The sequence below is a fragment of the Xenorhabdus cabanillasii genome, from assembly GCF_003386665.1.
GTDB classification, from domain to species: Bacteria; Pseudomonadota; Gammaproteobacteria; order Enterobacterales; family Enterobacteriaceae; genus Xenorhabdus; species Xenorhabdus cabanillasii.
The window spans coordinates 3,767,799-3,792,804 of record NZ_QTUB01000001.1 but is presented as its reverse complement, the minus strand read 5'-3'; the positions used below and the strand labels follow the sequence as shown (position 1 = coordinate 3,792,804).

24 protein-coding genes and 5 pseudogenes are annotated in these 25,006 nt (G+C 43.9%); 9 read left to right on the top strand and 20 right to left on the bottom strand.

Annotation, left to right across the window (positions count from 1 at the left end; genetic code table 11):
* From fliQ to fliF, 12 genes are all read right to left on the bottom strand, one after another.
* The gene (gene fliQ, locus BDD26_RS16945; protein WP_038262736.1) at positions 1-270 is read right to left on the bottom strand and encodes a flagellar biosynthesis protein FliQ; all 270 of its coding nucleotides are present in this window, start codon (positions 268-270) and stop codon (positions 1-3) included.
* 92 nt (positions 271-362) lie between these two features.
* Positions 363-1,079 (bottom strand): flagellar type III secretion system pore protein FliP, encoded by a 717-nt coding sequence (fliP, locus tag BDD26_RS16940; RefSeq protein WP_051502306.1) that lies wholly within the window; start codon positions 1,077-1,079, stop codon positions 363-365.
* An 82-nt stretch (positions 1,080-1,161) separates the two neighbouring features.
* The gene (fliO, locus tag BDD26_RS16935) at positions 1,162-1,719 is read right to left on the bottom strand and encodes a flagellar biosynthetic protein FliO (RefSeq protein WP_244922764.1); all 558 of its coding nucleotides are present in this window, start codon (positions 1,717-1,719) and stop codon (positions 1,162-1,164) included.
* A 2-nt stretch (positions 1,720-1,721) separates the two neighbouring features.
* Positions 1,722-2,129 carry a flagellar motor switch protein FliN gene (gene fliN / locus BDD26_RS16930; protein WP_038262741.1) on the bottom strand — a complete coding sequence of 136 codons (408 nt, stop codon included), beginning with the start codon at positions 2,127-2,129 and terminating at the stop codon, positions 1,722-1,724.
* On the bottom strand, positions 2,122-3,132 hold the full coding sequence (gene fliM / locus BDD26_RS16925) for a flagellar motor switch protein FliM (protein ID WP_038262744.1): 1,011 nt from the start codon (positions 3,130-3,132) through the stop codon (positions 2,122-2,124). The genes fliN and fliM overlap by 8 nt, the downstream gene beginning before the upstream one ends.
* A 5-nt stretch (positions 3,133-3,137) precedes the next feature.
* Positions 3,138-3,614: a flagellar basal body-associated protein FliL gene (gene fliL / locus BDD26_RS16920; protein WP_115827205.1), complete on the bottom strand. Its 477-nt coding sequence runs from the start codon at positions 3,612-3,614 to the stop codon at positions 3,138-3,140.
* 215 nt (positions 3,615-3,829) lie between these two features.
* The gene (locus BDD26_RS16915; RefSeq protein WP_115827204.1) at positions 3,830-5,254 is read right to left on the bottom strand and encodes a flagellar hook-length control protein FliK; all 1,425 of its coding nucleotides are present in this window, start codon (positions 5,252-5,254) and stop codon (positions 3,830-3,832) included.
* Complete coding sequence (fliJ, locus tag BDD26_RS16910) at positions 5,251-5,697, bottom strand: flagellar export protein FliJ (RefSeq protein ID WP_038262753.1); 447 nt, start codon at positions 5,695-5,697, stop codon at positions 5,251-5,253. The genes BDD26_RS16915 and fliJ overlap by 4 nt, the downstream gene beginning before the upstream one ends.
* Positions 5,698-5,713: 16 nt before the next feature.
* Entirely contained in the window at positions 5,714-7,078 is a 1,365-nt protein-coding gene (fliI, locus tag BDD26_RS16905) for a flagellar protein export ATPase FliI (RefSeq protein WP_038262756.1), read from the bottom strand.
* The gene (fliH, locus tag BDD26_RS16900; protein WP_115827203.1) at positions 7,078-7,782 is read right to left on the bottom strand and encodes a flagellar assembly protein FliH; all 705 of its coding nucleotides are present in this window, start codon (positions 7,780-7,782) and stop codon (positions 7,078-7,080) included. The genes fliI and fliH overlap by 1 nt, the downstream gene beginning before the upstream one ends.
* Positions 7,775-8,767 (bottom strand): flagellar motor switch protein FliG, encoded by a 993-nt coding sequence (gene fliG / locus BDD26_RS16895; RefSeq protein WP_038262760.1) that lies wholly within the window; start codon positions 8,765-8,767, stop codon positions 7,775-7,777. Before fliG ends, fliH begins: the two co-directional genes overlap by 8 nt.
* The gene (fliF, locus tag BDD26_RS16890; RefSeq protein WP_115827202.1) at positions 8,764-10,461 is read right to left on the bottom strand and encodes a flagellar basal-body MS-ring/collar protein FliF; all 1,698 of its coding nucleotides are present in this window, start codon (positions 10,459-10,461) and stop codon (positions 8,764-8,766) included. Before fliF ends, fliG begins: the two co-directional genes overlap by 4 nt.
* A 403-nt stretch (positions 10,462-10,864) precedes the next feature.
* Between fliF and fliE the strand changes: the two genes are divergently transcribed.
* Positions 10,865-11,176, top strand: a complete 312-nt coding sequence (gene fliE / locus BDD26_RS16885; RefSeq protein WP_038262766.1) for a flagellar hook-basal body complex protein FliE — start codon at positions 10,865-10,867, stop codon at positions 11,174-11,176.
* Positions 11,177-11,337: 161 nt separating this feature from the next.
* Here the strand turns inward: fliE and BDD26_RS20385 are convergent.
* Positions 11,338-11,535: pseudogene (locus BDD26_RS20385) on the bottom strand (IS3 family transposase); the annotation flags it as partial.
* 502 nt (positions 11,536-12,037) lie between these two features.
* Between BDD26_RS20385 and BDD26_RS16880 the strand changes: the two are divergent.
* The gene (locus BDD26_RS16880) at positions 12,038-12,640 is read left to right on the top strand and encodes a phage baseplate protein (RefSeq protein WP_232217432.1); all 603 of its coding nucleotides are present in this window, start codon (positions 12,038-12,040) and stop codon (positions 12,638-12,640) included.
* A 143-nt stretch (positions 12,641-12,783) separates the two neighbouring features.
* Positions 12,784-13,626: pseudogene (locus BDD26_RS16875) on the top strand (IS110 family RNA-guided transposase); the annotation flags it as partial.
* A gap of 47 nt (positions 13,627-13,673) precedes the next feature.
* On the opposite strand, the gene BDD26_RS19635 reads toward BDD26_RS16875, so the two are convergent.
* Complete coding sequence (locus tag BDD26_RS19635) at positions 13,674-13,829, bottom strand: hypothetical protein (RefSeq protein WP_170140422.1); 156 nt, start codon at positions 13,827-13,829, stop codon at positions 13,674-13,676.
* Between the two features lie 245 nt (positions 13,830-14,074).
* Between BDD26_RS19635 and BDD26_RS16870 the strand changes: the two are divergent.
* The 6 genes and pseudogenes from BDD26_RS16870 (at position 14,075) to BDD26_RS16845 (ending at position 21,058) form a co-directional block, all read left to right on the top strand.
* A pseudogene (locus tag BDD26_RS16870) lies at positions 14,075-15,051 on the top strand (IS110 family RNA-guided transposase).
* 117 nt (positions 15,052-15,168) lie between these two features.
* On the top strand, positions 15,169-16,191 hold the full coding sequence (locus BDD26_RS16865; RefSeq protein ID WP_115827201.1) for an IS110 family RNA-guided transposase: 1,023 nt from the start codon (positions 15,169-15,171) through the stop codon (positions 16,189-16,191).
* A 514-nt stretch (positions 16,192-16,705) separates the two neighbouring features.
* A pseudogene (locus BDD26_RS16860) lies at positions 16,706-17,637 on the top strand (IS5 family transposase).
* Positions 17,638-17,918: 281 nt separating this feature from the next.
* Positions 17,919-19,081 (top strand): annotated as a pseudogene (locus tag BDD26_RS16855) (IS3 family transposase).
* Between the two features lie 166 nt (positions 19,082-19,247).
* Entirely contained in the window at positions 19,248-19,535 is a 288-nt protein-coding gene (locus BDD26_RS16850; protein WP_115827200.1) for a helix-turn-helix domain-containing protein, read from the top strand.
* Positions 19,536-19,789: 254 nt separating this feature from the next.
* Positions 19,790-21,058 carry an N-6 DNA methylase gene (locus BDD26_RS16845; RefSeq protein ID WP_115827199.1) on the top strand — a complete coding sequence of 423 codons (1,269 nt, stop codon included), beginning with the start codon at positions 19,790-19,792 and terminating at the stop codon, positions 21,056-21,058.
* Between the two features lie 50 nt (positions 21,059-21,108).
* Here BDD26_RS16845 and BDD26_RS16840 read toward each other — a convergent pair whose 3' ends face one another.
* The 6 genes from BDD26_RS16840 to BDD26_RS16820 all read right to left on the bottom strand — a co-directional run bounded on the left by BDD26_RS16840 (position 21,109) and on the right by BDD26_RS16820 (position 25,003).
* Entirely contained in the window at positions 21,109-21,858 is a 750-nt protein-coding gene (locus BDD26_RS16840; RefSeq protein ID WP_115827198.1) for an MAE_28990/MAE_18760 family HEPN-like nuclease, read from the bottom strand.
* 2 nt (positions 21,859-21,860) lie between these two features.
* Positions 21,861-22,061 (bottom strand): hypothetical protein, encoded by a 201-nt coding sequence (locus BDD26_RS19810; RefSeq protein WP_211305491.1) that lies wholly within the window; start codon positions 22,059-22,061, stop codon positions 21,861-21,863.
* Positions 22,062-22,080: 19 nt separating this feature from the next.
* Positions 22,081-22,962, bottom strand: a complete 882-nt coding sequence (locus BDD26_RS16835; protein ID WP_211305490.1) for a DUF262 domain-containing protein — start codon at positions 22,960-22,962, stop codon at positions 22,081-22,083.
* Between the two features lie 1,041 nt (positions 22,963-24,003).
* The gene (locus BDD26_RS16830) at positions 24,004-24,309 is read right to left on the bottom strand and encodes a type II toxin-antitoxin system RelE/ParE family toxin (protein WP_115827197.1); all 306 of its coding nucleotides are present in this window, start codon (positions 24,307-24,309) and stop codon (positions 24,004-24,006) included.
* 1 nt (position 24,310) lies between these two features.
* Entirely contained in the window at positions 24,311-24,589 is a 279-nt protein-coding gene (locus BDD26_RS16825; RefSeq protein WP_115827196.1) for a damage-inducible protein J, read from the bottom strand.
* 186 nt (positions 24,590-24,775) lie between these two features.
* Entirely contained in the window at positions 24,776-25,003 is a 228-nt protein-coding gene (locus tag BDD26_RS16820) for an ogr/Delta-like zinc finger family protein (RefSeq protein WP_115827195.1), read from the bottom strand.
* Between the last annotated feature and the right edge of the window lie 3 nt (positions 25,004-25,006).

Sequence of the window (25,006 nt, the reverse complement as noted above, 5' to 3'; positions counted from 1 at the left end):
TTAACCAATAATGGCTGGAATACTGCTAAAAAGTGTACGCATGTAATCCAACAGCAGATTCAGCATCCATGGCCCGGCAATAATAATAGTGACAACAACGGCCAGAATTTTAGGAATAAACGATAAGGTCATTTCGTTTACCTGTGTTGCCGCCTGTAACAAGCTGATCACTAAACCACATATCAGCGCTGATAAAAGCAGTGGAGCAGCCAGCGCCAATGCGACTTTCATTGCTTCAACACCGAGGGCCATTACCGATTCAGGAGTCATAATTTTTTAAACCGTTCTTGAGCTTTTTCAATGATATTTAACGCCAAATATTTTTGTCTGATACTTTCATCAAATTCAGATAGAGAAACGAATCAGACATAAAAACTTTGAGCTAACGAGCCAAGCAATAATTGCCAGCCATCTACCAGAACAAACAACATCAGTTTGAACGGCAGTGATATCGTGGCAGGTGGAACCATCATCATCCCCAGAGCCATCAGGACGCTGGCTACAACCAAGTCGATGATCAGGAAAGGGATAAAAAGCGTAAAACCTATCTGGAACGCGGTTTTCAATTCGCTGGTAATGAAGGCCGGCACCAGAACACGCATCGGGACAGAATCTGCCGTTTCAAATGCCTTTTGATCGGCAAGGCGGGCAAACAGTGCCAAATCATTTTCCCGTGTCTGACGCAGCATAAACTGGCGTACAGGCTGAGAGCCTTTATCCAGTGCAACTTCCAGCGTGATTTTATCTTCGCTGAAGGGCAGATAAGCATCCTGATAAACTTTATCGAATACCGGTGCCATGATGAAAAAGGTCATAAACAATGCTAATCCCAACATAACCTGATTCGGTGGGGCAGAAGGTGTTCCCAGTGCGTTGCGCAGTAAACCTAGCACAATAATGATGCGGGTAAAGCTGGTCATCATCAGTAAGGCCGCGGGAATAAACCCCAGTGCGGTGATGAAAATCAGGGTCTGAACCGGCAGTGACCAACTTTGTCCACCATTAACCAGTGGCTGGCTAATGATACCGGGTAGTTCCGCGGCAGCATTTATGGGAAACAGTGATAGCAAAAATGCCATAATTACAGTTGCCAGACGCACCAGATGAATAAGCGAGACAAATTTTCGGCCTGTCTTTTGATTGCCTGTCATAAAAAAAACTCTATTTTTCATCGCCATCCTTGTCATTTTTACTTTTTTGCTGGAGCGTATTTTTTAATAACTGACCGAAAGGAAATGTTTTAAGCACGGTTTCCTTTTCCGTGTTATCGGATGGCACAGGTAGCTGATGCAATACATTAATTTGTTGGGATGTCACTCCCAACACCAGCCAGCTATCTTCGATCTCCACCACTACAATTCGTTCTTTTGGCCCAAGTGAGCAGCTTGCCTTGACGTTAAGCAGCCGATGATTTTTGTTCTTGGCAGGCGAAAGACCCAGACGACGGATCAGCCATGTCATGAAAAAAATCAATAATAAGATCCCACCAAGTGCACTGCTGACTTGTATAAACATTTGTCCCGCAGAGAGGGAAGGGGCATTTGTTGTTGCGGTGCCTATTATTGATGTATTGGTTATTGACGTATTGGCTGTTGTTGCGCTGGTCATCATAGCACCGGCATTGAGCGTTTTTGTATTAGTCATTGGAATAGTCAGTGCGGCATCAGATGCCGCACCATTTTGAAAAGAAGCATGAAAGGCAGGCTGATTCGCCATCATGGTTAACGACTCAAGCGACGCATACGTTCAGAAGGCGTGATGATATCCGTGATACGGATACCATATTTGTCAGATACGACAACCACTTCTCCTTGTGCAATTAAATAGCCGTTGATCAGGATATCCAGCGGTTCACCGGCAAGGCCATCAAGTGATACCACTGAACCCTGAGACAGTTTCAGCAGTTGTTTGATGGTCATTTTAGTGCGCCCTAGTTCAACGGAGAGCTTAACGGGAATATCCATAATCAGGTCAATATCGGAGAGCTGAGAGAGCGCATCCTGTGGCTCAAGGCTCTCAAAGATTGACGCGCCGCTGTCAGAGGTCTGCTGTGCGGCCTGTTGTTCCAGCGCTTCTGCCCACAAGTCTTCAGTCGATCTGGTATCTGCGGGTTGTTTAGCATCACTCATTGGGCTTTTCCTCATCCAGAGCATTTAAAACAGGGTTAATCAGGTGTTCAACACGCAGGGCGTACTGCCCGTTGAGTGTTCCATATTGGCTGGTGAGCACTGGCACACCATCAACGTGAACGATGAGACGTTCAGGTTTTTCAATCGGTAAAACATCGCCACTTTTCAGTTGGAGAATTTTTGACAGGCGCAGGGGGATATCAACAAAATTCGCCACCAGTTCCAGCTCTGAGTTCTGAACTTGTTTCACCAGACTTTCACGCCACTGTCCATCTTCCTGACGCACATTTTCCACCGGAGGATTGGTCAGGAGTTCACGCAGAGGTTCGATCATGGCGAATGGAATACAGATGTTGAATTCCCCGCACAGGTCGCCAATCTCCACCTGGAATGGCGTGGTTACCACGATATCGTTGGGTGATGTCGTGATATTGGTGAATTTCACCTGCATCTCGGAACGCACGTATTCCACTTCAAGTTTAAAGATAGAATCCCATGCGTCGCGATAGGCATCCAGCGCCAGTTTCAGCATCCGGTTGATAATACGCTGCTCGGTATAGGTGAATTCACGGCCTTCCACTTTCGTCGGGAAACGGCCATCACCACCAAACAGGTTATCAACAGCGATATAAACCAGATTAGGTTCAAAAGCGAACAGTGCGGTTCCTCTCAATGGTTTCAGGTGAACCAGATTGAGGTTAGTCGGCACGGCCAAATTGCGGGCAAACTCAAGATAAGGCTGGATCTTAATGGCACCGACGGTAATATCCGGACTGCGGCGCAACATGTTAAACAACCCCATCCTGAATTGGCGGGCAAAGCGTGCATTGATGATTTCCAGTGACTGCAAACGCTCACGTACAACACGGCGTTGTGTATTGGGATCGTAAGGGCGAACCTCACTCTCCACGGATGACGCGATTTGTTCTGCATCATCCGCAGCTGCACTGTCACCATTGAGCAGAGCATCGATCTCTGCCTGTGAAAGAATATTGTCACTCATCGTGATTATCGCAGAATAAACGTAGTAAACAATACATCGGTGATTACCTGATCAGGTTCACCGGGTATCAGTGTCGGGCTCAGTGTCTGTTTAATATCTCCCACTAAACGTACTTTGCCGTCATTTTTCGCCAGATCAGTCGATTTCTGGCGGGATAGTAACAGCAGCATACGGCTACGAACTTCTGGCAGATAATCATGGAAGCGCTGACGAGTTGTTTCATCGGACAGACGTAATGTCACCCCGACATACAAAACACGATCAAAATGATCTTCGTTGTCGATCAGGTTGACGGTGAAAGGTTCCAATGTCATGAATACCGGAGTATGAATGACTTTGGCTTTTTCTGAACTGTTATTGCTGGATTGCTTCATTGTCCACCAGCTATATCCCCCGATGGCGGTACTTAGAACAGCAATCAGTATTAACAGTATCATCCAAATTGGATTTGTGCGTTTACGCTCGTAGCTATAATCAGACATGGACAGACGAATTCCTGTTTTCTGTAACGAATAAGATACCGCGCATTCCGTGGCGAAACTCCTTATTCATCAAATTCAATATCAATTATCCCGCGTCTTTGTTCCGGCAATGGCAGGAACAAACGTGGGAAAAACCATTAACTCACGCGTTTGTTATCGGCCTTGTTTCGTTTTTTTACAGTTTATTGCCGTAAATGATGAAATCAGGCAGATAATCAGGCGAAAATGTCAACGCCACCCCGACTTGAAGCGAGTTGTCGAGGAGTAATTCTGATCGTTGATTCATGAGTTGTTGGCGCTTGTGTTGCTGCTAGTGTTCCATTACTTTCAGCATGGGTTCTGGTATTGGCCTGTTGCTGTGGATCTGCTGGCTGTTCCTGTTGCCAATTCCCTGATGTATCACTACTTACACTGCTTTGAGCCAGTTGGATGCCATTTTCTGCCAGCGCATGGCGAAGATTAGGCAGGGCTGCTTCTAAAGCGGCACGGACATGTTGATGGGCAGAGACAAAATGTAATTGTGCCTGATTGTCTTCAACATTCATGCGGATATGCAGTGCCCCCAGTTCTTGCGGGTGTAAGCGTAACTCAGCTTGTTGTAATCCATTACGGTTAAAAAACAGCACGTGTTGGTTTAGTTGCTGCTGCCACTCTTCGCTGCCAGGATGGGCGCTCAGTAAAGGCGCAGGTGTGCCATTTAACTGAAATTGCCCGTTTGTTTGATGGCCCGCGGAAATGTGGGGAGAAGCAAACAAGGTGTGTAGCGCTCCAGAAGAGAAAGTCTCCGTAGAAGCCGTTGCTAATGTTGATGCCCCTTGTATGAACGCGAACTTTTTCCCGCTATTCTCCTTGCCACTCGTTAATGGAATTGAATTCGGGTCAGTATTATTAGCAGTGGATTTCACTTTTTCGCTAGTTGATGCCAATACGGATCGGTTTTTGGCTGAAGTCTGCCCATTGTTGATCGAGGCAGCATCTTGCCTGATAAAAGAGCGGATATCGTCATCCAAACCCTTATCTTCGGTATGCTCTGCCGGTTCTGTAGTCGCCAGCACTATATCTCCCCTGGCTGTTTTGCCAGCTAAGGTGCCATCAATGTTGTTGTCAATGTCTGACAAGTCATCTGGATTTTCTGAACTGTCCCCGGTTGACTGGCGACTGATTAATCCGGCCAGTTGAACAGGCATAGTGTTGATCAACGTTTCAGCAGACAAAGGGTCTTCATCGTCCAGTAAAGTAAGTTCTGCATCATTATCTGATGTTGACGCTGATATTGAAGCTGATGTTGAAGCTGATGTTGAAGGTAATGCCGAAAATTTGTCCTGTATGGTTGTTTGGCCAACGACAACTAATGAAGGGGTTAATTCACCTTCTATTTTGTTATCAGTGGAACGTTTCTCACCATTCTCACTATTTCCACGGACTTTATTACTTTGAACAGAATTGGTTTTAGCCGAATTGCTTTGAGCAGAACGGGTCTGAACAGAGGCTTTCTGTAAAGTGTCCGTCTCTGCATTGAGAAACAGTCCAAATTCCGGTGTCTTGTCTTTAGACTCGTTACTGTCCGACAGGGTCTGCTGACTTTTTCCTGCCATTTTTTCCGTCGATGTTAAATCAGTAGGCAAAAGAGTGAGATTCATTGTTTCATTCTCCGTTGTGCACCACGTTGTGCGTACTCGTCCATTTGTTTTTGCTCCATGCGATCTTGGTGTAACTTCAAATTGTGTTCTGCCCGCTGTTGCAGAATGTCGAAAGCATTCAGACGCTGCTGTTTTTCCTGCCACTGTGACATGGCTTGCTCAAGCCGTTTTTTCCATTGGTTGAGCTGTAATTTGTGTTGTTCAATTGCCATTTCCAGCGTTTTCATGAACTGCTGATAGTTTTGCCATGTTGAGCTGGACATGCCGCCGCTGAGTGTGGTGTTTAAACGTGTACGGTATTCATCCTGATAATCCATTAACGCTGCGAGTTGCTGCTCCATTTGCTGATGACTCTGTCGTATCTGTGCAAGCTGTACTGCGGCTTTTTTTGCTGCGTCCTGAGCAAGGTCACGCAGAGTCATAAGAGGGGAGTGTCGTTGCATTTATGTCCTCAGCATCTTAGATCGGTAATAGCTGTTGCAGTTGGGTACATGCTGCATCGAACTCACTGCGTTCCTCAATGTCTTGACGCAGGAACTGAGCCATATGCGGATACAATTCAATCGCCCTGTCCAACAAAGGATCACTACCGGCAGCGTAAGCACCGACATTAATCAGATCCCGGTTACGCTGGTAGCTGGAAAGTAGCTGTTTGAACTGCTGTACCCGCCGATAATGGGTATTATCAATCAGTGCAGTCATGGCACGACTGATTGATGCTTCAATATCAATGGCAGGGTAATGCCCGGATTCTGCCAATGTCCGCGACAGTACGATATGGCCGTCCAGAATGGCACGGGCAGAATCGGCAATCGGATCTTGTTGATCATCACCCTCTGTCAGAACGGTATAAAAGGCTGTAATTGAGCCACCATCACTGACGCCATTACCCGCCCGCTCTACCAGTGCCGGCAATTTGGCAAACACTGAAGGGGGGTAACCCTTGGTTGCCGGAGGTTCACCGATAGCCAGTGCAATTTCACGTTGCGCCATGCTGTAACGGGTAAGGGAATCCATAATCAGTAAAACGTGCTTGCCGCGATCGCGAAAATCTTCAGCAATGCGAGTAGCATAGGAAGCCCCCTGCATGCGCAGTAACGGAGAAATATCAGCGGGTGCTGCGACAACGACTGAACGGGCCAATCCTTCTTCACCCAAAATATTTTCGATGAAATCTTTAACTTCCCGGCCACGTTCACCAATCAGGCCAACAACGATAACGTCAGCCTGAGTGTAACGAGCCATCATGCCAAGGAGTACACTTTTACCGACGCCTGAACCGGCAAATAATCCCATCCGCTGACCACGGCCAACGGTTAGCAAAGCGTTGATAGCACGAACACCAACATCCAGTACGTCACGGATAGGAGTGCGTTGCAGGGGATTGAGTGGTGGAGTAGTCAGAGGAGCGCGGTAGCCTGTATCAGGGGCAGGTAGTCCATCAAGGGGACGGCCTGCACCATCCAACACTCTGCCGAGTAACTCTGGCCCTAATGGCAAACGGTGACCTCCACCAGCGTCTGTACCGTAAGAACGGGCATAAACACGGGCTCCCGGTACAATGCCTTCCAACTCTTCCAGAGGCATCAATAACAATTTTTCGCCATGAAAGCCCACGACTTCACTTTCAACTTCTTCAATGGCATTGCCATTTTGCCGTTCGATAAGACAGGTTGCCCCCAGAGGCAGATGTAAACCCGTTGCTTCGAGTACCAAACCCGTGGCGCGGGTCAAACGCCCATAACGACGCACTTTCGGCGTCTTATCCAGACGTTTTTCCATTGAATCTAATGTGGCCAGCCAGCGCCTAAGTCTTGCCGTCATCACAATTCTCCTGATACTGCCAGACGGCACATTGCATGCCAGCGTGTCGCCAGACTGGCATCCAGATCGCCATCATCAGCGCTGACTTTGCAGCCCCCCGGATGCAGTTTATTATCAGCAATCAAGCGCCAGCCATGCAGTTTCAGGATCTCACCCAACTGTTGTTCAACCAGTGGGATATTTTGTGGATGAACGCGCAATTGTGGTTTGCCACTGAGTAGTGGCTCTTGCTGGATAAATTCACGGATCTGATTGAGCAAAGCAGTGCCATCACAAACTGCTGGTTGCCCAAGAATGTGGTGAGCAGCAGTCAGAGAAAGCTGCATCAGACGTGAAGCAATAACGGTATCCAACCCATCCAGCGAATGGTTAAAATCAGTTAATAGCGCTTTCCATTGTTCAATTACTGCTTGTTGTTGCTCCCTGGCTTCCTGTAATCCCTGTTCAAACCCGGCTTGCCGTCCTTCCTCAATGCCCTGTTCGTATCCACGGGATTGCCCTTCAGCAAAACCCTGATCATGGCCAGTCTGACATGCTTGTTTCTTCAACTCGTCCAGTATCCTGGCCTGTTCTTGCAGTCGTTCTTGTTCGCTGAGTTCCTGTTCATTGTCCAGCGATTCCAGTTTTGCCTGTAAGGTTTCCCACTGAGTTAATTCACCTGGCAGCCAGGGCTGCCAGTTTCTGTTATTCGAATTATCAGACATAGGTATCGTCACCGCCATTCAGGATCATTTCCCCGCTTTCTGCCAGACGACGAACCACAAGCAGAATGGCTTTCTGTTCAGCTTCCACTTGAGACATACGAACCGGGCCACGGGTTGCCAAATCATCACGCATAATTTCAGCAGCACGCTGCGACATATTGTTGAGGAAGTGATCGCGCAGTGCTTGATCGCAGCCTTTCAATGCAATCAACAGCGAATCGGTTGTAATTTCCTGCAATAGACGCTGGATACTGCGATCGTCCACACCAATGAGGTTTTCGAACAGGAACATTTCATCAATGATTTTCTGCGCCAGTTCACCGTCATAGGTACGGACAGCTTCGATAACGCTTTCTTCCTGCTGACTCTTCATCAGGTTGATGATTTCAGCCGCAGTACGAATACCCCCCATTTTGCTGCGTTTCAGGTTCTGGCCATCCAACAGATTATTCAGTACTTCGGTCAATTCAGCCAATGCGGCTGGCTGAACACCACCAAAGGTAGCAATACGCAGCATGACGTCATTACGCAGGCGATCATCAAACATGGCGAGAATATCTGCCGCCTGACCACGGTTCAGGTGAACCAGAATAGTGGCAATGATCTGCGGATGTTCATCACGGATCATATCGGCTGCCATCTGAGGCTCCATAAAGTTGAGGGTTTCGATACCCGTTGTGGTATCACGGGACTCAAGAATATCCTCAAGCAGGCTGGAAGCACGTTCTTCACCCAACGCTTTCACCAATACGCTGCGCAGGTAATCGTTGGCATTGATACTGAGAGCAGCGTACTGTCCGGCATCTTCTTCAAATTCCGCCAGTACTTCTGCCAGTTGTTGATTGGAGATTTGTCTCATCCCCGCCATCGCAATACTCAATTGCTGAACTTCCCGGGAATTCAGGTGCTTAAACACCTCGGCTGCCTGATCTTCTCCCAGGGTCATTAACATGATGGCGCTTTTTTCTGTTCCGGTCAGGCTCATTGTTCGTTACTCATCCATTGACGGATCACCAGCGCAACTACGCGAGGATCTTTTTCTGCAAGTTCACGGATACGCTGGCTTTGGATCTCAGCACTAACACGTTGGCGAGCCAGCTGACGGCGCATTTTTTCATCCAGTTCAGCATTGGATTCAGTTTTTTGCTTACTCTGTTTTTTCTGCGCTTCCAGGGCTGCTTTTTCTGTTGCACGTTTCTTAGCAAGTTGTGGCACGATCATCTTGCGCCATAGCAGCCATGCAACCAGCGCTAACAGTAACCAACGACCCAGTTCTAATGATTTCTCCAGCAGGACAGGATGTTGCCAGAATGGCAGCGTTTCTATCACTTCGGATGTGTCGTTGAACGGTGTGTTAACGACGTTCAGACTATCGCCACGTTCGGCAGAGAAACCCATTGCTTCACGGGTTAATGCCTCAATCTGGGATAACTGTTCTGGCGTCAGAGCCTGAGTTTCCGGCCCCTTTTCTCCCTGAACGGTAGCATAATTAACCACAACCGCAACGGAGAGACGCTCCACACCGCCAGCCTGTAACTGGGTATGGCGAATGGTGCGATCCACTTCATAGTTAATGGTTTCGTCATGACGGTTATTGCGATTGTTGCTAATCATACGCTCATAGCGGTTATTGCCATTGCGTCCTTGATCAGATTTTTCGTCACCTTTAGTGTTCGCTTTAGGCTTCTCAATCGGCGCACTTGGTGCAGCACTCGGTTGATTTGACAAAGCCCCCGGAACACCACCAACCAGTGGTCCACCACTTTGTTCGCTTGAACTGGTCTGTTTTGAACGAACGGCAGCCTGATTAGGTGGCTGGTTAGGTTTATACTCTTCTGCGGTCTCTTCGCGGCGAGAAAAATCAATTTGCGCTGTCACTTGAGCATGTACATTGCTACGACCGACGACAGGTGCCAGAATAGTTTCAATGCGATGTTGGAAGCGATTCTCAACTTCCTGTATGTACTTCAACTGGGTCGTGTTCAGATCACGTCCGTTAGCATCGGACTGTGTCAGCAGACGCCCGGCCTGATCCACAATGGTGACATTTCCTGGCGGTAAACCAGCAACACTACTTGACACCATATGGACAATGGCATTGATTTGTCCTTCATCCAGAATACGGCCTTGCAGTAACCCTACTGTGACGGAAGCAGAGGGTGATTTCTGCTCACGCACAAACAGGGACGGCTTTGGCAATGCCAGATGAACACGGGCACTCTGGACAGGGCCGAGTGATTCAATGGTACGTGCTAATTCTCCTTCCAGTGCACGTTGATAATTAACCTGTTCACTAAACTGGCTGATGCCGAACTTCTCTTTATCCAACAACTCAAAGCCTGTGGCCCCGCCTTTTGGTAACCCTTGTTGTGCCAGTTTCAGCCTGATCTCATGAACCTTGTCAGTAGGTATCATGATGGCAGAGCCGTTTTCGGCAAAACGGTAAGGGACATTCATTTGAGTTAATTGTGTAACGATCTCACCGCCATCTTTATCACTCAGATTGCTGTAGAGCACCCGATAATCAGGGCTGCGCAGCCAGAGAAAAAGGGCAACGATAATAGCGATGGCAGCAGAGCCAGCAACTAATAATGGAACTTTTGGATCAGCTTTTATCCTACTGATGATAGCGCTGAAACCCTTCTGTGGATTCTCAGCGTCGGTTGCTGCTGCACTCATAGACGATCCTTGCCTTGCTGGTCAACATAAATACTAAAAGCGTGGCGTAACAAAACAGACTCCCCATACGCAAGCGAAAAAACTTTTCTTGTATACCTGTCGTCTTTCAAATGCCCTTTGATTGGCGGTGTTTGCTCCAGTGACATGGTTGATTATGCCGCTGAAAACTCATCCACTTGCCGTTGCAAAGCAACTTGAAAACGATTGATATAATTAATCTCGTCATTATTCGCTGTTCACACATCTTTTAATGGCACAATAAGCTTCTAATTTTTACTTCAATTACCCGCTTTAGATTGAAAGGGCTATGTTACGGTGGCTGTCTGGAAAAACTGCCAACCAGCCCACGGCTAATATGGCATTTAATCACATAATCAATAGGGTGATTTAACACGAGGTTTTTATGTCAATTCAGGCAATTGAAGGTGTACTACAACAAATGCAGGCGCAGGCATTACAAGCAGCCAATATTGCTAAGCCTATGCCTGTAAAGGGAGGATTTGCCAGTCAGCTTACCGCCGCGGTAGAAAAAATAAACCAAAACCGCGTGAATGCGGTTAAACAGGCACAAGATTTCACTCTAGGTGTACCCGGTGTGGAACTGAATGATGTGATGGTCAATATGCAGAAAGCAAGCATTTCGTTGCAAATGGGTATTCAGGTCAAGAATAAGCTGGATAGTGCGTATCGTGAAGTGATGAATATGCAGGTTTGATAGATTAACTAATTAATATAAGTATTAATTAAATTCTATTTACAGCTTGGAGCATATGTGGGGCAATTGCTAGTCTTTCATTCAACAGCTTGACTTGGTCATCACTATTTTCGGTCATCCATGCTCCATACACGTTATGAACCATTTGAGATGTGTTGTGGTCAACGAAAATTGGTCACAACATGGGAGTTTTCCCAAAATAATCTTTCTGATTCATTCGGCGTCAACCCATTATTATACCAATGGGGACGAAGTTGGCTGTAATAGCCTGTTATATAACTTGTGATCGACCGATAGGCTTCCTCAGTGCTCCGATATCCCAGCAACGGGATCCATTCACTCTTCAGGCGTTGAGTAAAATAAGTGTCAACATATATTAGGACTAGACAATAAAAATCACATTCCTAATATTTTCCTAACATCCATTCCTAATATAATGGCAGCAAAATTGGCAGCAGCACTTTTCTCCTTCCTCTGTTAAATAATAAGAATTTAGAAAAATTATGTTTTTGTCTGAGTAGTAAAGCTCAGAAACATAACACCTATACTTGTACTGATGCTTTAGTTGTTTATTGGTATAGACTTACGATGAGTTATATAAAATGATGCAAATTTCATCGACGACAGAGGTATAGATTTTATTAATGTCCTTCCAGCCATTCTGTGTCATCCTTAACATCACAAACATACAAATAGCCAAATCTATAAAGCAACCAACAGAACTCATTCTCCTGTTTTGATGAACCGATTTTATTGATGTTCACAGGCGGAGAAGTATCCCGCCTCATATTGCCAGAAAAATTTTCAATACATGTTTTGGCTTAATTAGCAATCAATGTTGTTAATTCATGAGGAACCAATATGAGCATTCAAGATAACAAGCACAAAATAAAAGCGCTAACAGAAGATGAATTAGCGTTAGAACGCGCAAAGCATGCTGTCACAATTGATATACTCTACCCCATTGGGATTGTTGCATTGTTCGCTCAAAGTAAAGACCCAAACCTTCTATTCCCCAACACAGTTTGGAAATATATTGGTGAGAATAAAACCATCAGGTTGGGTTCAAATGTTTTATCAACAGGAGGAAAAGACGCTATCACACTAACCGATGCACAGATCCCCCCTCATAATCACTCATTCTCCGCCACAACTGATGTATTTGATTATGGAACAAAAACAACAAATAGTGCCGGTGCTCATTACCATGATAGTGGTTGGGGAGAATCAAAGAACGATCGTTATGGTTATTATGATGATACGGATAATAATTATGGTTCTGGCCACTCAGACTGGGATAATTATAAATTTAACACCAGCACGGAAGGAAATCACCAACACGATGTTGATATTGGCAGTCATAGTCACGCAGTATCAGGCACAACATCAAACACAGGTAAAGGAGAAGCCATCGATATTACCAATAATTATATTATATTGATGGGATGGTACAGGATAGAATAAGAACACTTGTACTAGCTGGATACCGAGTTTACAGGGGTAACTTTATTAGGGGCGTTTTTTACGCCCTTTCGCCATCTTATTACTATAAACACTCACACCAAAGCCAATGATTTTCTGAATACAATGATGGGGTTGAGTATATCTGTGCTGGCGCACATTTCATGGCAAGACGGATAGCTGATTTAGGCCATGACACGAAATTAATTTCACCTCAATTTGTCCGACCTTTCGTTAAAAGCAATAAAAATGATTTTGTTGACGCTGAGGCCATCTGTGAAGCTGCCTCACGTCCTTCTATGCGCTTTGCCCGGCCCCGAACAGAAACTCAACAGACAATACGTGCATTACATCGGGTGAGAGAATCGATGATCAGGGATAAAGTAAAAACGACCAATCAGATGCAGGCTTTTTTACTGGAATTTGGTATTAGTCTACCTACAGGGACTGCGGTGATAAAACGGCTTTCAACGGTATTGGCTGAAAATGTACTCCCACCCTATTTGATCCAGTTACTCATGCGGTTACACACTCACGATTTCTATCTGGTTGAACAAATTACTGAGCTTGACGGTGAATTGGAAAAAGCCCTGAGTTGTGATGAGACGGGGCAGCGGCTGATAACGATCCCAGGGATCGGTCCGATTACGGCCAGCGTTTTATCCTCCCAACTCGGTGACGGGCAACAATATGCTCATAGCCGGGATTTTGCGGCCTCCACAGGACTAGTTCCACGACAATACAGTACCGGGGGCAAAAATACGCTGTTGGGAATAAGCAAGCGCGGTAACAAGAACCTGCGACGACTCTTAGTCCAGTGTGCCCGGGTCTTTATCCAACGGATAGACCATCAATCAGGAAGGCTTGCTGACTGGGTCAGGACACAGCTGGCAAGAAAACATTCCTGCGTAGTGGCTTGTGCGCTGGCGAACAAACTGGCCCGGATAGCTTGGGCCATCACAACACGACAAAGCGTGTTCGTGCGGTAAAGGTAATCTCCCTGCCTGAGCAGGGACAGTATTGTTAATGTAAATAGTTACCCATCTTGGTTTTGCGAAGACTGATTATTGATGACATGAACGGCCAAACGGCCTGATGAAAAACCTGAGCATAAAAATGGCACATTGAAGCCGAACACTTTTTTAGGTTCATCGGGCGCGGAACTCATTGGGGCGCGGGCATCTTTGCTCATATGACGCCGGATAGATTTAAGCAAGCCCATCATAAATCAAAATTAGTGTTGCAAAAACAGGGAATGTAATGAACACATCCCAACCACGTAACCCTCGGTACTATGCTGAAATTGAGAGGTAAGGTGTGGATCCTCTCAGATTTCCGGCCTTATAGTGCCTAAATGAGCAGCCTATTGCTTTCTGATAACTGGAGGATCCACTCATGAAATAGACTCCTGTTGGCGTCGATATCGCAAAGTATCTGATGCAAATTCATTTCGTTGATGAATATACCGGTGAAATCATTGATAAACAGCTACGACGACGGGATTTTTTGACTTTTTTCAGCAACCGGGAGCCTTGTCTGATTGGTATGGAAGCGTGTGGTGATGCCCACTATTGGGCACGGGAGCTGAAAAAGTTAGGGCATGAAGTTCATTTGCTTCAGACCAAATTTGTTAAAGCTTTTCGTCTAGGTAACAAAAACGATGTCATGGATGCCAGGGCAATCTGGATGGCAGTTCAGCAACCGGGTAAACCCGTCGCTATCAAAAATGAAGAACAACGAACCATACTTTCTGTGCACCGGATGCGTAATCAGTGAGTGAAATTCAGAACCGCACAAATTAATGCATTGCATGGATTGTTATTGGAATTTGGTGAGACAGTGCATAAGGGGCGGGCATCGTTAGACAAAGCGATACCCGAGGTGCTTGAGCGGCTAAGGATAACACTCTCCCCCTTCCTGATCAGCCTGATTGAAGAGCAATATTATCGCCTGAGTGAGCTTGATAAAGAAATTGAACGTCTGGAAAAACAATTGACTGAATGGGCAAAACAGAATGCGGATTGTCAGCGGATCATGAAAATTCCTAGTGTTGGTGTTCTGATTGCTACAGCGGCCATCGCTACGATGGGGGATCCCACTGCTTTCCGATCAGGCCGGGCGTTTTCCGCCTATCTGGGCTTGGTTCCCCGGCAAACAAGAACAGGGGCCGAGTTAAGTTACTGGGCATCAGTAAACGTGGGGATCCGTATCTAAGGACGCTGTTTATCCATGGCGCCAGAGTCGCAACGTTATGCACGAAAACACCACCTCAGTGGGTAAGCGAACTGAAAAAACGACGGCCGGTTAGTGTTGCGATTGTCGGGATGGCGAATAAACTGGCTCGCACGGTCTGGGCACTGATTGCTCATCAGCGGGAATATGAAAAAGAGTACGTCAGTGTCAGGCCTTATTGAGGTATTTTACAGGTAAAAATTCATTTCAACTCAATTAAAAAAGACGAATGCAGAAAGATTGCTGAGGCAAGAGTCGTGATGACAACGAAAGGTGAGACCGTGACTTGCTAAACCTGAATGGTCACCAGAGCGTCAAGCTCGTTCGAGGATATTGCTAAAAATATTTTTCAGGTTTATGGGACAGACCACCGTGGTGTCACCACGATTAAACGGAAGTTACGTCGAAACAGTGTGTTGAAGTTTTTTACGACTCTAGAGCATGCACTCATTGGGATTGAAGCCTGCCATAGTGCACATTATTGGGCACGGGAACTGACAAAGCTGGGGCACACGGTTCATTTGTTGCCAACCCAATACGTTAAACCTTTTGTTGTTGGCGGAAAAAATGAGGCTAATGATGCTGCTGCGATCTGTATGGCGGTAACAAGACGGGATATTCACTGTGTCCCCATAAAGAGTGCTGAGCAGCAATCATTGCAGTCATTGCACCGAATGCGGGAAGGCGCTATTCAGGAAAGAACCGCTAAATCAAATCAGATCCGCAGTCTGTTTTCAGAAGAAGGTGTTATCTTTCCGACCGGGCTGTCTTCGCTAAAAAAAGGTCTCCTTGAGTTTATCGAGGACGGTGAGTCAGCGATAACCCTTATCCTGAGAAAACTGGGCATGATGTATCTTGAACAATTATCCTGTTTACAGGCGTGGATCGGTGAGCTTAACGAAATGATTGACAGGTATTTCAAAGAGAACGAGGTCTGTCAACGGTTAGCCACCATTCCCGGTATTGGGCCGGTGATCGCCACGGCCATTGTCAGCCGCGTTGGCGATCCTGGTCTGTTTAAAAATGGTCGACACTTTGCTGCCTGGCTGGGGTTAACCCCCAAACAATATTCCAGTGGTGGAAAAACCAGACTCGCGGGAATAACGAAACGGGGTGATGGTTATATACGAAAGCTGTTGGTTCAGGGAGCCAAGGCAGTGATTTACCATATAAACCGAAGGCATGATAACTATGGTGAGTGGATAAAAAAGCTGATGCAGCGTCGTCCGGTTAATATTGTGGCTATCGCGCTGGCAAATAAGATCGCCAGAATATCGTGGGTGATATTAACGGGTGAAGAAAAATTCAGGGTGACGTCATAATCACAGAATAATGAAATCTTTTTTTAGCTTTATTGATCTTGCTAATTGCGCGGGAAAAATGAGATGGGAGATCGGTCAAACCGACACCTGCAAAACCTGATATATCCGACGACCAAGAATGAATAAAGGTCTTAAGGCCGATAAGGAGCAGGTGGGCACATATCCATCATGGCTCAGCAGAAAATAACCTGCAAACACAGAAGCCGAATGTACGAACGCAGTTATGACCGCCACCCAACGAACTTGTCTTGCACATAAACGGGAGTTCATATACGAATATAGAGCTGCAATCTACCTTCAATGCCACAATAACTTCTGTCTTGCAAACGGGATGCGGTCATATCAGGGCACTCCCGTCAGGGAGTTACACCCAGCCCTTTGCAGCCGCACTGCTATAAGCGCGAAATGCTGCATGGAGTTTTTAAAACCTTAGGGAACCTCTAAAAACTTTTCACAGCCACCAAATTGAGTAAAATACAGACACAATGCATCTCTGCAAGGTAGCGCCGTCATGATACCGCCTCGTTCTGCTTTAAAAAAAGACAAGCTGGCATCCGAATATCACCGTCGAAAAATCGATGAATTAGGTGCTCCGCTGCTTGTTCTTGATAAGTATGTTGATTTCTCGGCACGGGCTGACACCGTAGACCGTGTCGCGCCACGTAGTAGTTCTCCCAAAGGCGGACGCCCGCCATTCCCGGCTGAGGTGATGGTTCGCATCATTATCCTGAAACATTTCCATCATCTTTCCGATGAAAAGATGGAATATCAATTGATTGACCGATGTCATTAATATTCCAGACCGCAACACGATTTGGTATTTCGAAAAACGGATTGGGCAGGAAGGTGCCAGGGCGTTGTTTGAAGAGGCGAAGCATCAGCTTTCGGCACAGGGATTCATTCCCCAAGGCGGTCAAATCATTGATGCCACGTTGATTCCGGTTCCTAAGCAGCACAATAAGAAAGAAGAGAATGAACAAATCCGTCAGGGGAAAACCCCGGATAACTGGACAGCAAACAAACGATGCCAGAAAAATACCGGGGCAACCTGGACGAAAAAGCACGGTAAAAGTTATTTTGGCTATAAACTTACCATTAATGTCGATACAAAATATCAAGTGATCCGTCATATCGCGACAGGAACCGCCGCTGTCCATGACAGCCAGTTTTTTGAAGCCGTTTTGGGAACAGGGCTATCGTGTTCATATTCAGAGGCAAGCGTCACGCAATAAGCCCTTATCAGACTGCCGGAAAGGCCGAAATAAGAAAATAGCGAAAACCCGGGCACGGGTAGAACATATCTTTGGCTCATTCTCTCAGATGGGTGAAAAATTTATCCGAACGGTAGGCCAGCTGCGAGCCAATTTTGCGATGATTCTGACGGCCACCTGTTATGATTTGCAACGTTTGGTTTATTTTGGAAAATCCGGCCTTCATGCCTTTTAATTTCGGTATGTGATGAAAAAGCGGTTAGTTTATTTTTTCCCCTGAAAAAGCAAGAAAAAGTCATACACAATAAGGTCATTTATTGGTAAGTGCAAAATTGACCTTATTTTTTGTATTGAGAGTTTTTAGAGGTTCCCCTAAATAGACAATTATATTTAACGTCTCTTATCACATACTCCTCCAATCACGCATTGGTCTAGGTGAGGATTGAAGTGGCACACTAATTTTGGTCACTGTAATAGAGGTGATACTCTCACTTCGACAATTCAACAGGTGACATAATGAAAAGAAGTTTCAGCCCCGAATTCAAATTAGAGTCAGCTCAATTAGTGCTTGACCAAAACTACAGTATTGCAGAAGCTGCCAGAGCGATGAATGTCAGTAAATCAGCCCTGAGCTGGGTTCGTCAGTTGAGTCTGGAACGGCAAGGCAAGGCCCCCACAGCCCTGCCCATCACGCCGGAGCAAATTGAAATTCGCGAATTAAAAAAGAAACTGCAACGGATTGAAATGGAAAATGAAGTCTTAAAAAAGGCTTCAGCACTCTTGATGTCCGACTACCTGAACAGTTCTCGTTAATCGAGCAATTCAGAGTGCTTTATCCAGTGGCTTTCCTTTGTCAACTGTTCGGCGTATATCGCAGTAGCTATCAGGCCTGGCGTCATCGGAAGAAAACACCGGATGCTGAACACGTCAAATTAAAAAGTCTGGTTCGGGAAGCTTTTAACGAGAGCAAGGGTTCAGCCGGTGCATGAACCATCGCGGCCATAGTAACCGCAAAAGGCATCCCATTAGGCCGATGGCGGGCCGGAAAGTTAATGGCTGAGATGGGACTGGTCAGTCGCCAGCAGAAAAAACACCGTTATTCGCATCGGGAGCAAGAACCGGTTGATATTCCGAACTCTCTTGATCGTCAGTTCGCGGTCATCGAGCCCAATCAGGTTTGGTGTGGCGATGTGACCTACATCTGGACAGGCAAACGTTGGGCTTATTTGGCGGTGGTCCTCGACCTGTTTGCCCGTAAGCCTATTGGCTGGGCCATGTCGTTCTCTCCGGACGCTGAATTGACAAAGAAAGCATTAGAAATGGCATTTGAATCAAGGGGGAGACCACGGGGTGTGATGTTTCACAGCGATCAGGGCAGTCACTATACCAGTAAAGCGTTCCGGCAGTCATTGGGGCGTTATGGTATTAAACAAAGTCTGAGCCGCCGGGGAAACTGCTGGGATAATAGCCCTATGGAGCGCTTTTTCAGGAGTTTAAAGAGTGAATAGGTGCCTGAAGAAGGGTATCCCAATTTTGGAGAGGCTTTTCGCGCAATCACCCATTATATAACAGGCTATTACAGCCAGCTTCGTCCTCATTGGTATAATAATGGATTAACACCCAATGAATCAGAGCGATTATTTTGGAAAAACGCTAAGGTCGTGACCAATTTTAGTTGACCACTTCACCCACTGGTAGGATGTTTCTACCAGTGCGTCTGCTATCACCTTTTCAATGGTGATTCAGGCGGGGGAGGCTTCGGCCTCGCCGGTTGGACACCACCGGTACTGCGAACCCTGTCTGAATCGCCACCATCAATATTAATTAATGGAAGGGGTAGCAGGAATGAATCACAACTATGTTCAAAAAAATGACTGGCATCAGGCCGATATTATTGCTGCATTACGTAAGCGCGGTACAACCTTAGCGGCAGTATCTCGTGAAGCGGGGCTTAGTTCATCTACACTAGCAAATACTCTCAGTAGGCCATGGCCTAAAGGTGAGTGGATAATTGCGAATTATCTCGGAATACATCCTTCAGAAATCTGGCCTAGTCGGTATTTTGATATGAACGGTCAACTTATTGAGCGTAAAGCTCGGAATCAGACAGAAATCATCTTTACCAAAAGCTAAATTAGCAACTTTAAGTTTGTCTTCCGTATGGAAAACTAGTTTAACGCTGTGTCCAATATTGATGATGTAGATCAGTCTATAATACGTAGAATATTTTGACTAACACGTATTGCTAACCTATTGTTTAATTTTGTAATTATAATTATCTGTTTAAATGTTATCTTTTTATATCAGTGAGTTATAGGAGAATAAGGAATAGGTATAGTGTTACTTCTGTGGTATATTTAGATTAATAATAACTGCAGTTTGAGTGTATGAATCAACTTAACTTACATAATACCAGCCTTCGAAAGTATCTAGAATTAGATGAAAACTTTCGTGATTTTAATATATTAAGTGATATGGTAGATCTTGACTCAATAGATACAGTGTTAAGAGAATGCTTATCAATTAAGGACATGCGTGAGGCTGGTAGTTTTTTTACAGGTTCAAAATTAGCAACTGTTACTGTTGACTCTTTCAGGGTACCAATTACTTTTGACTCTGTAGTCTTAGACCCTACATGTGGCGCGGGGAATTTGTTAATCGCTTGTTCTCGTAAGTTAAGTGTAGAGGCTACACTGTCCCAAACGTTATCGAAATGGGGAAAGGTTCTCTGGGGATATGATATCCACGAGTCTTTTGTAGAGGCGACGAAATTAAGGATAATAATTGAAGTGTTATACCGAGGGGTGTACAAAGACTGCAGTATTGAAGATGCTTTATTGCTTTTAAGCAATATTGTTTGCCGAGATACTATGACGCTGTCCTCCGAAGAATTATCACAAGTAACTCATGCGATTATGAATCCTCCTTTCTCTGACTGGTCATCACCTCGTCGAGATTATTGGAAAAATGGTAAAGTGAATGCGGCAGGGGTGATATTTGATACATACCTACGCATTCTGCCGGAAAAATGTCAAATTAGCGCTATCTTACCTGATGTTCTGCGTTCAGGTACACGCTATGGTGTATTTCGAGAGTTTGTTAATGATTCGCTTCAGGCTCAATGTGAAGTTTGGGGACGATTCAATTTGAAAACTGACGTAGATGTGTTTGTGCTTTCTGGAAGTAAAGTGGATAAACCAAAACATTTTATTAGATGGCATAAAGAATTAGACGAATACGTCAAATTATCAGATAAGTATCACGTCAGAGTTGGCCCTTTAGTCGCGTATAGAGATCCAGAAGAAGGGAATGAATACCCTTACTTTCATCCTAAAAACTGTCCAACTTGGAGGTATATTGATGATATTGTCGAAACGCGGCTCTTTAAAGGCACAGTTCTTAAACCACCTTTTGTTGTAGTAAAACGGACCTCAAGTCCATCCGATAATTATCGTGCTGCGGCAACTTTGATAAATGTTAATGGCTTTGTCGCCGTAGAAAATCATATGATTGTTATTACACCTAAAAGTGGAGAGCTTGAGGAATGCAAGGCATTGATGAAAGTATTGAAATCAAAATCTACTAATGACTTTTTAAATGATAGAGTGCGTATGAGGCATTTGACTGTAGGTGTAGTTAAAGACATTCCTATATAATAAAATCCTCGCAACAGCGAGGATTTTATTTATTCAGTTTCTGGATAAATTTATTTTATAGCCTTCTCGAGGTTTGAGTTTATAAAATCAGAGCGAAATTCTATTTTATTATGATTAGAGTGAAGGTAAAGTTCTTGTTCTGAAAAATAAATAATTTCATCTCTCAAAAACTCCATTATCAATATCATGAAGTCTCTTAATTTTTTTATTTCTAAAATATCCACGTCAAACGTGTTTGAATTAGGATGTATTTTATTACCATGAGCAATAATATTTCTATTTCCTAGAAGCTTTTCATCAATATAGGCTATTCTAGTCTGAAGAGGTTTGAACTCATACATACCAATGATCTTCAAAAATGACTGGAAAATCTCAATATTTAGGTTGTCTCTCGTATTAATAATGGACTTGTCTTTTCCTTTTTTGAACTGAGATGAGAGTTTGAATTTCTTTCCGTTATTATCATAAATCTTATTTAAGAAATTAATTTCATTGACAATATTTAGACTATCGCTGGAGCTTAAGCACATTTTAATATCTCCCTTAAGATCAATAGCCTCAAAATTAAACCCCAATTTACTTAGCTCTAAATTAAGATCTGATATCAGAATAAGATATTGTTTTGATATGTTTTTTACATATCCTTCCCAATGAGAATACATTAATAAAATGGCTGATTTTAATATTAATAAATTATTGTCATCATTATGTAAAAATAAGAGATCAGAAATTTCCTTTTTACGCCACAACAAGTCGTCATTTATCAAATCAGTGAAAGATTCTATTGTGAGCTTAGCCATAGCTACTCCCCAAAATAGGTTCTGGCTACTTCTGTAGTACTGCGGAAACGAATAATAGCTCTTACCCCGCGCCCCAAAGCTTCTTGGATACTTTTTTCTCTATATAAATTCTTTATCATGCCTTCTAGTTGGGTTTTACCTAAGTCTCCAATTTTATCAATATTAGAGCTAATTCCCACAGTCAACATTTCAAAAATAGACACATTAAATGCCCCTGAAAACTCATCCTTTTCTGGATAGTATTTTAGAAATGATTTTTTTTTCCAATGAGTTTTTTAACAAATCGAATGTTTTTCTGAATACTTCTGAAAATTCATGAACATCTGCATTCCGAATGAGATTTATAGTTTCCTTATCTATAAACTCACTTAATATTACATAGCTCAACGGAGAATAACTATTATAGTTTACTTTATTATAATAACCAATGAACATACGGAGGATTAATTCCATATGATATTCTTTTTCAAAATGGTGGTCTTCAAGTTTTAAACATTCTTTAAAATTAGGATATTCTTTTAAATTATTTATGACGTCAAAAAAATCGGGACTTAGCATAAGAATCAAACAATTACGGACTTCCTGATCAGATAAAGATGTGCCACCTGTATTCAATCTTTGAAATAATTCATATTGAGCTTCATCACTATTTTGAGTGAGTATTATATTGATTTTTAGTTTGGTTCTTTTTAATTCACGTTGAGTTTCAATAGGAAGGTCATTCCACTTTTTGCCAACTAGAGAAGGTATATACTTACATGATGTCATAGTAAGCTTTTCTTTATCTGGTAGATTACCTGTGAGTTGCAAAAGTGTAGAGAGTCTTTGCACTCCATCAACGACGTGCCATGTGCCATCACTCTTTTGTGCGACGAATATTTCAGGTATTGGAATTCCAATTAAAATTGATTCGATTAATTTCGTTTTTTGTTCGTTATTCCATCTGAATAAGCGTTGAAAAGCAGGATCCAGTTTTAGCTCTTCATCTCTATATAAATTTATCAACTCACCAATAGACATCGAGTACCCATCTGTTTTGATATTTTGTCTAGCAATTTCAAGTTCTTGCTTAATTTTTTTCTGGTTATCTGTAAGTTCTGACATTATCCGACCTTTTTTGGTAGTTTTTAGTGGTGGTCTGTATCGCTAATACAAAACACTTTGTAAATCGCTATTTATTCAATCTTGGTTATGAAGCCAGTTTTGCCTCTTAAGGGCGATTATAATAAACCCTCTATGTATTTGAAGATAATTTAGATACTTTGATAAATTTTATTCCAGTGAGTACAGTTTATCTACATTGATAATGCAGTTTTCGAACTATGTTAACATTTACGTTCAAATCTTGAATAACTTTTTATAAATAAAAATGATATGAACAGGAGATGTATAAGCATTTGCTCTAACTGGCATGGGATATAGGTGGGTTAGAACAAACAGTCAGAACCGATTACATCGTTAAATTAGAATTGACAGGATAATTGCGATTAGCTAGGCATCACATATTGAATTACTACCATAACAGAACCTATATGCTGTAGGCGTTGTTTTTATTACCCTAAAAAATTTTTAAAATCAAATAGATAGCCAAGAAGAAACAAGGGGCACAAAAAGGGGCATAAAATGAATAAGTAAAAATAAATCCAACTAATTCAATTGATTAACTTAACTTACTAGTCCCGCCCTGCACCAAGTTAAAACTGACTGATAAAACAGTGAGTTAGGGAATAAAAAGAGCCACCTTCGGGTGGCTTTTTTCTTGGGTTTAAATTGCACGAAAATTCAAAATTGACAACAGATTGGCAGCACCTCGGCACCACTGGTTATTTATCCAATATCATTTATCCCGCTTTTTACCCCCTGCTAAAGCCTGACTTTTCTATTTTTTAAAAATATTTTCAGTGAATAAAAAAGCATTCTTTGTGAATAATTATTGTTCAGCGCAATTACTAAGCCGTAAAAACAAAAAATGGCGATGAAGTGGCGATGCAAAAATAATTTTCCGCGTCAGTAAACTGGAAAGTGATAGTGCCACGAAAGGTTTTAAACCCATTCTTTGCTGAGTTAACCAACCCAAATAAACAAAAACCCCTGTCAGTTTTTATCTGGCTGGGGTTTCCTCAAAATCAGGAAGAAATTTTTTACTCAGAAAAGCCCGGCTATTCTTCTGGCGGTGTGCAATATCCTGAGGATCTTTATATTTTCCATATCCTCATCGTAACGGTAGAGCACGATAAAGGGAAAATGAGGGACTACGAGTTTTCTATAACGCTCATCCGGGCTGTTACGAACCTTTATGCCTGCATACGGGGTTACTCTCAGAAGTTCAGCCATTTCCACGAACTTTGCGTCAATTTCATCAGCCAATAACAGCCCTGCCTGCTCAAAGAAGTAGAGATAAATTTGCTCCCGGTCAGTTTGCGCGGTTTCTTCCCATGAAATCGTTATCACTTTATCCCCTGCTCAGCTTATTACGCAGCAGAGCCATCCGGCGCTGACTTTCAGCATCATCAATAAAATAAACCGCCCCGTTTTCACATCGGTCAATGGCTTTTTCAATTTCCGCTTCTAACCAGTAAGCATGGGTATTTTTTTGATACTCACGTTCTTCATTCGCCAATTCTTCGGCTTTTTGTCTCATTAACTTTGTCAGGTCTGTCTGATGGCGTTTAGCCGCTTGCATGGCTAAGCGCTTGGTTTCTTCATCAATACGAAAATGAATCGTCTCCATTCATCCTCCCTTAGTTCACTCTGCTGCAAAAAATGTTGTCATTTGTGTTGTCATATTAGCACGGGAATCTAAAACAGCAATGTTGCTTTCAAAGAGAACAAACTTAATGATGGGGTAAAATTCGGATAACTCTTTGAATGGATAGAATGACAATACAAGAAGCCCCAAAATGAGGGGCTGATTATCTTAAGGGCTATCGAAGCACATAACCGTTTGTTGCCCACGGGCAGGGTGTGGCGGAGCAAACTCAAGTAAAGTCGGCTTAGTCACCCAACGGACAAAAGTTTCATGGCTGACGAATGTGGAACCACAATTGATATTCTGGCACTGATTGTAACGTTCTTTGGTTTCGGTGGTATGTTCAAAGCTGCTGCGGGTATGGGCGACGTGGCCGCAAAGGGGGCATCTCATCATAAT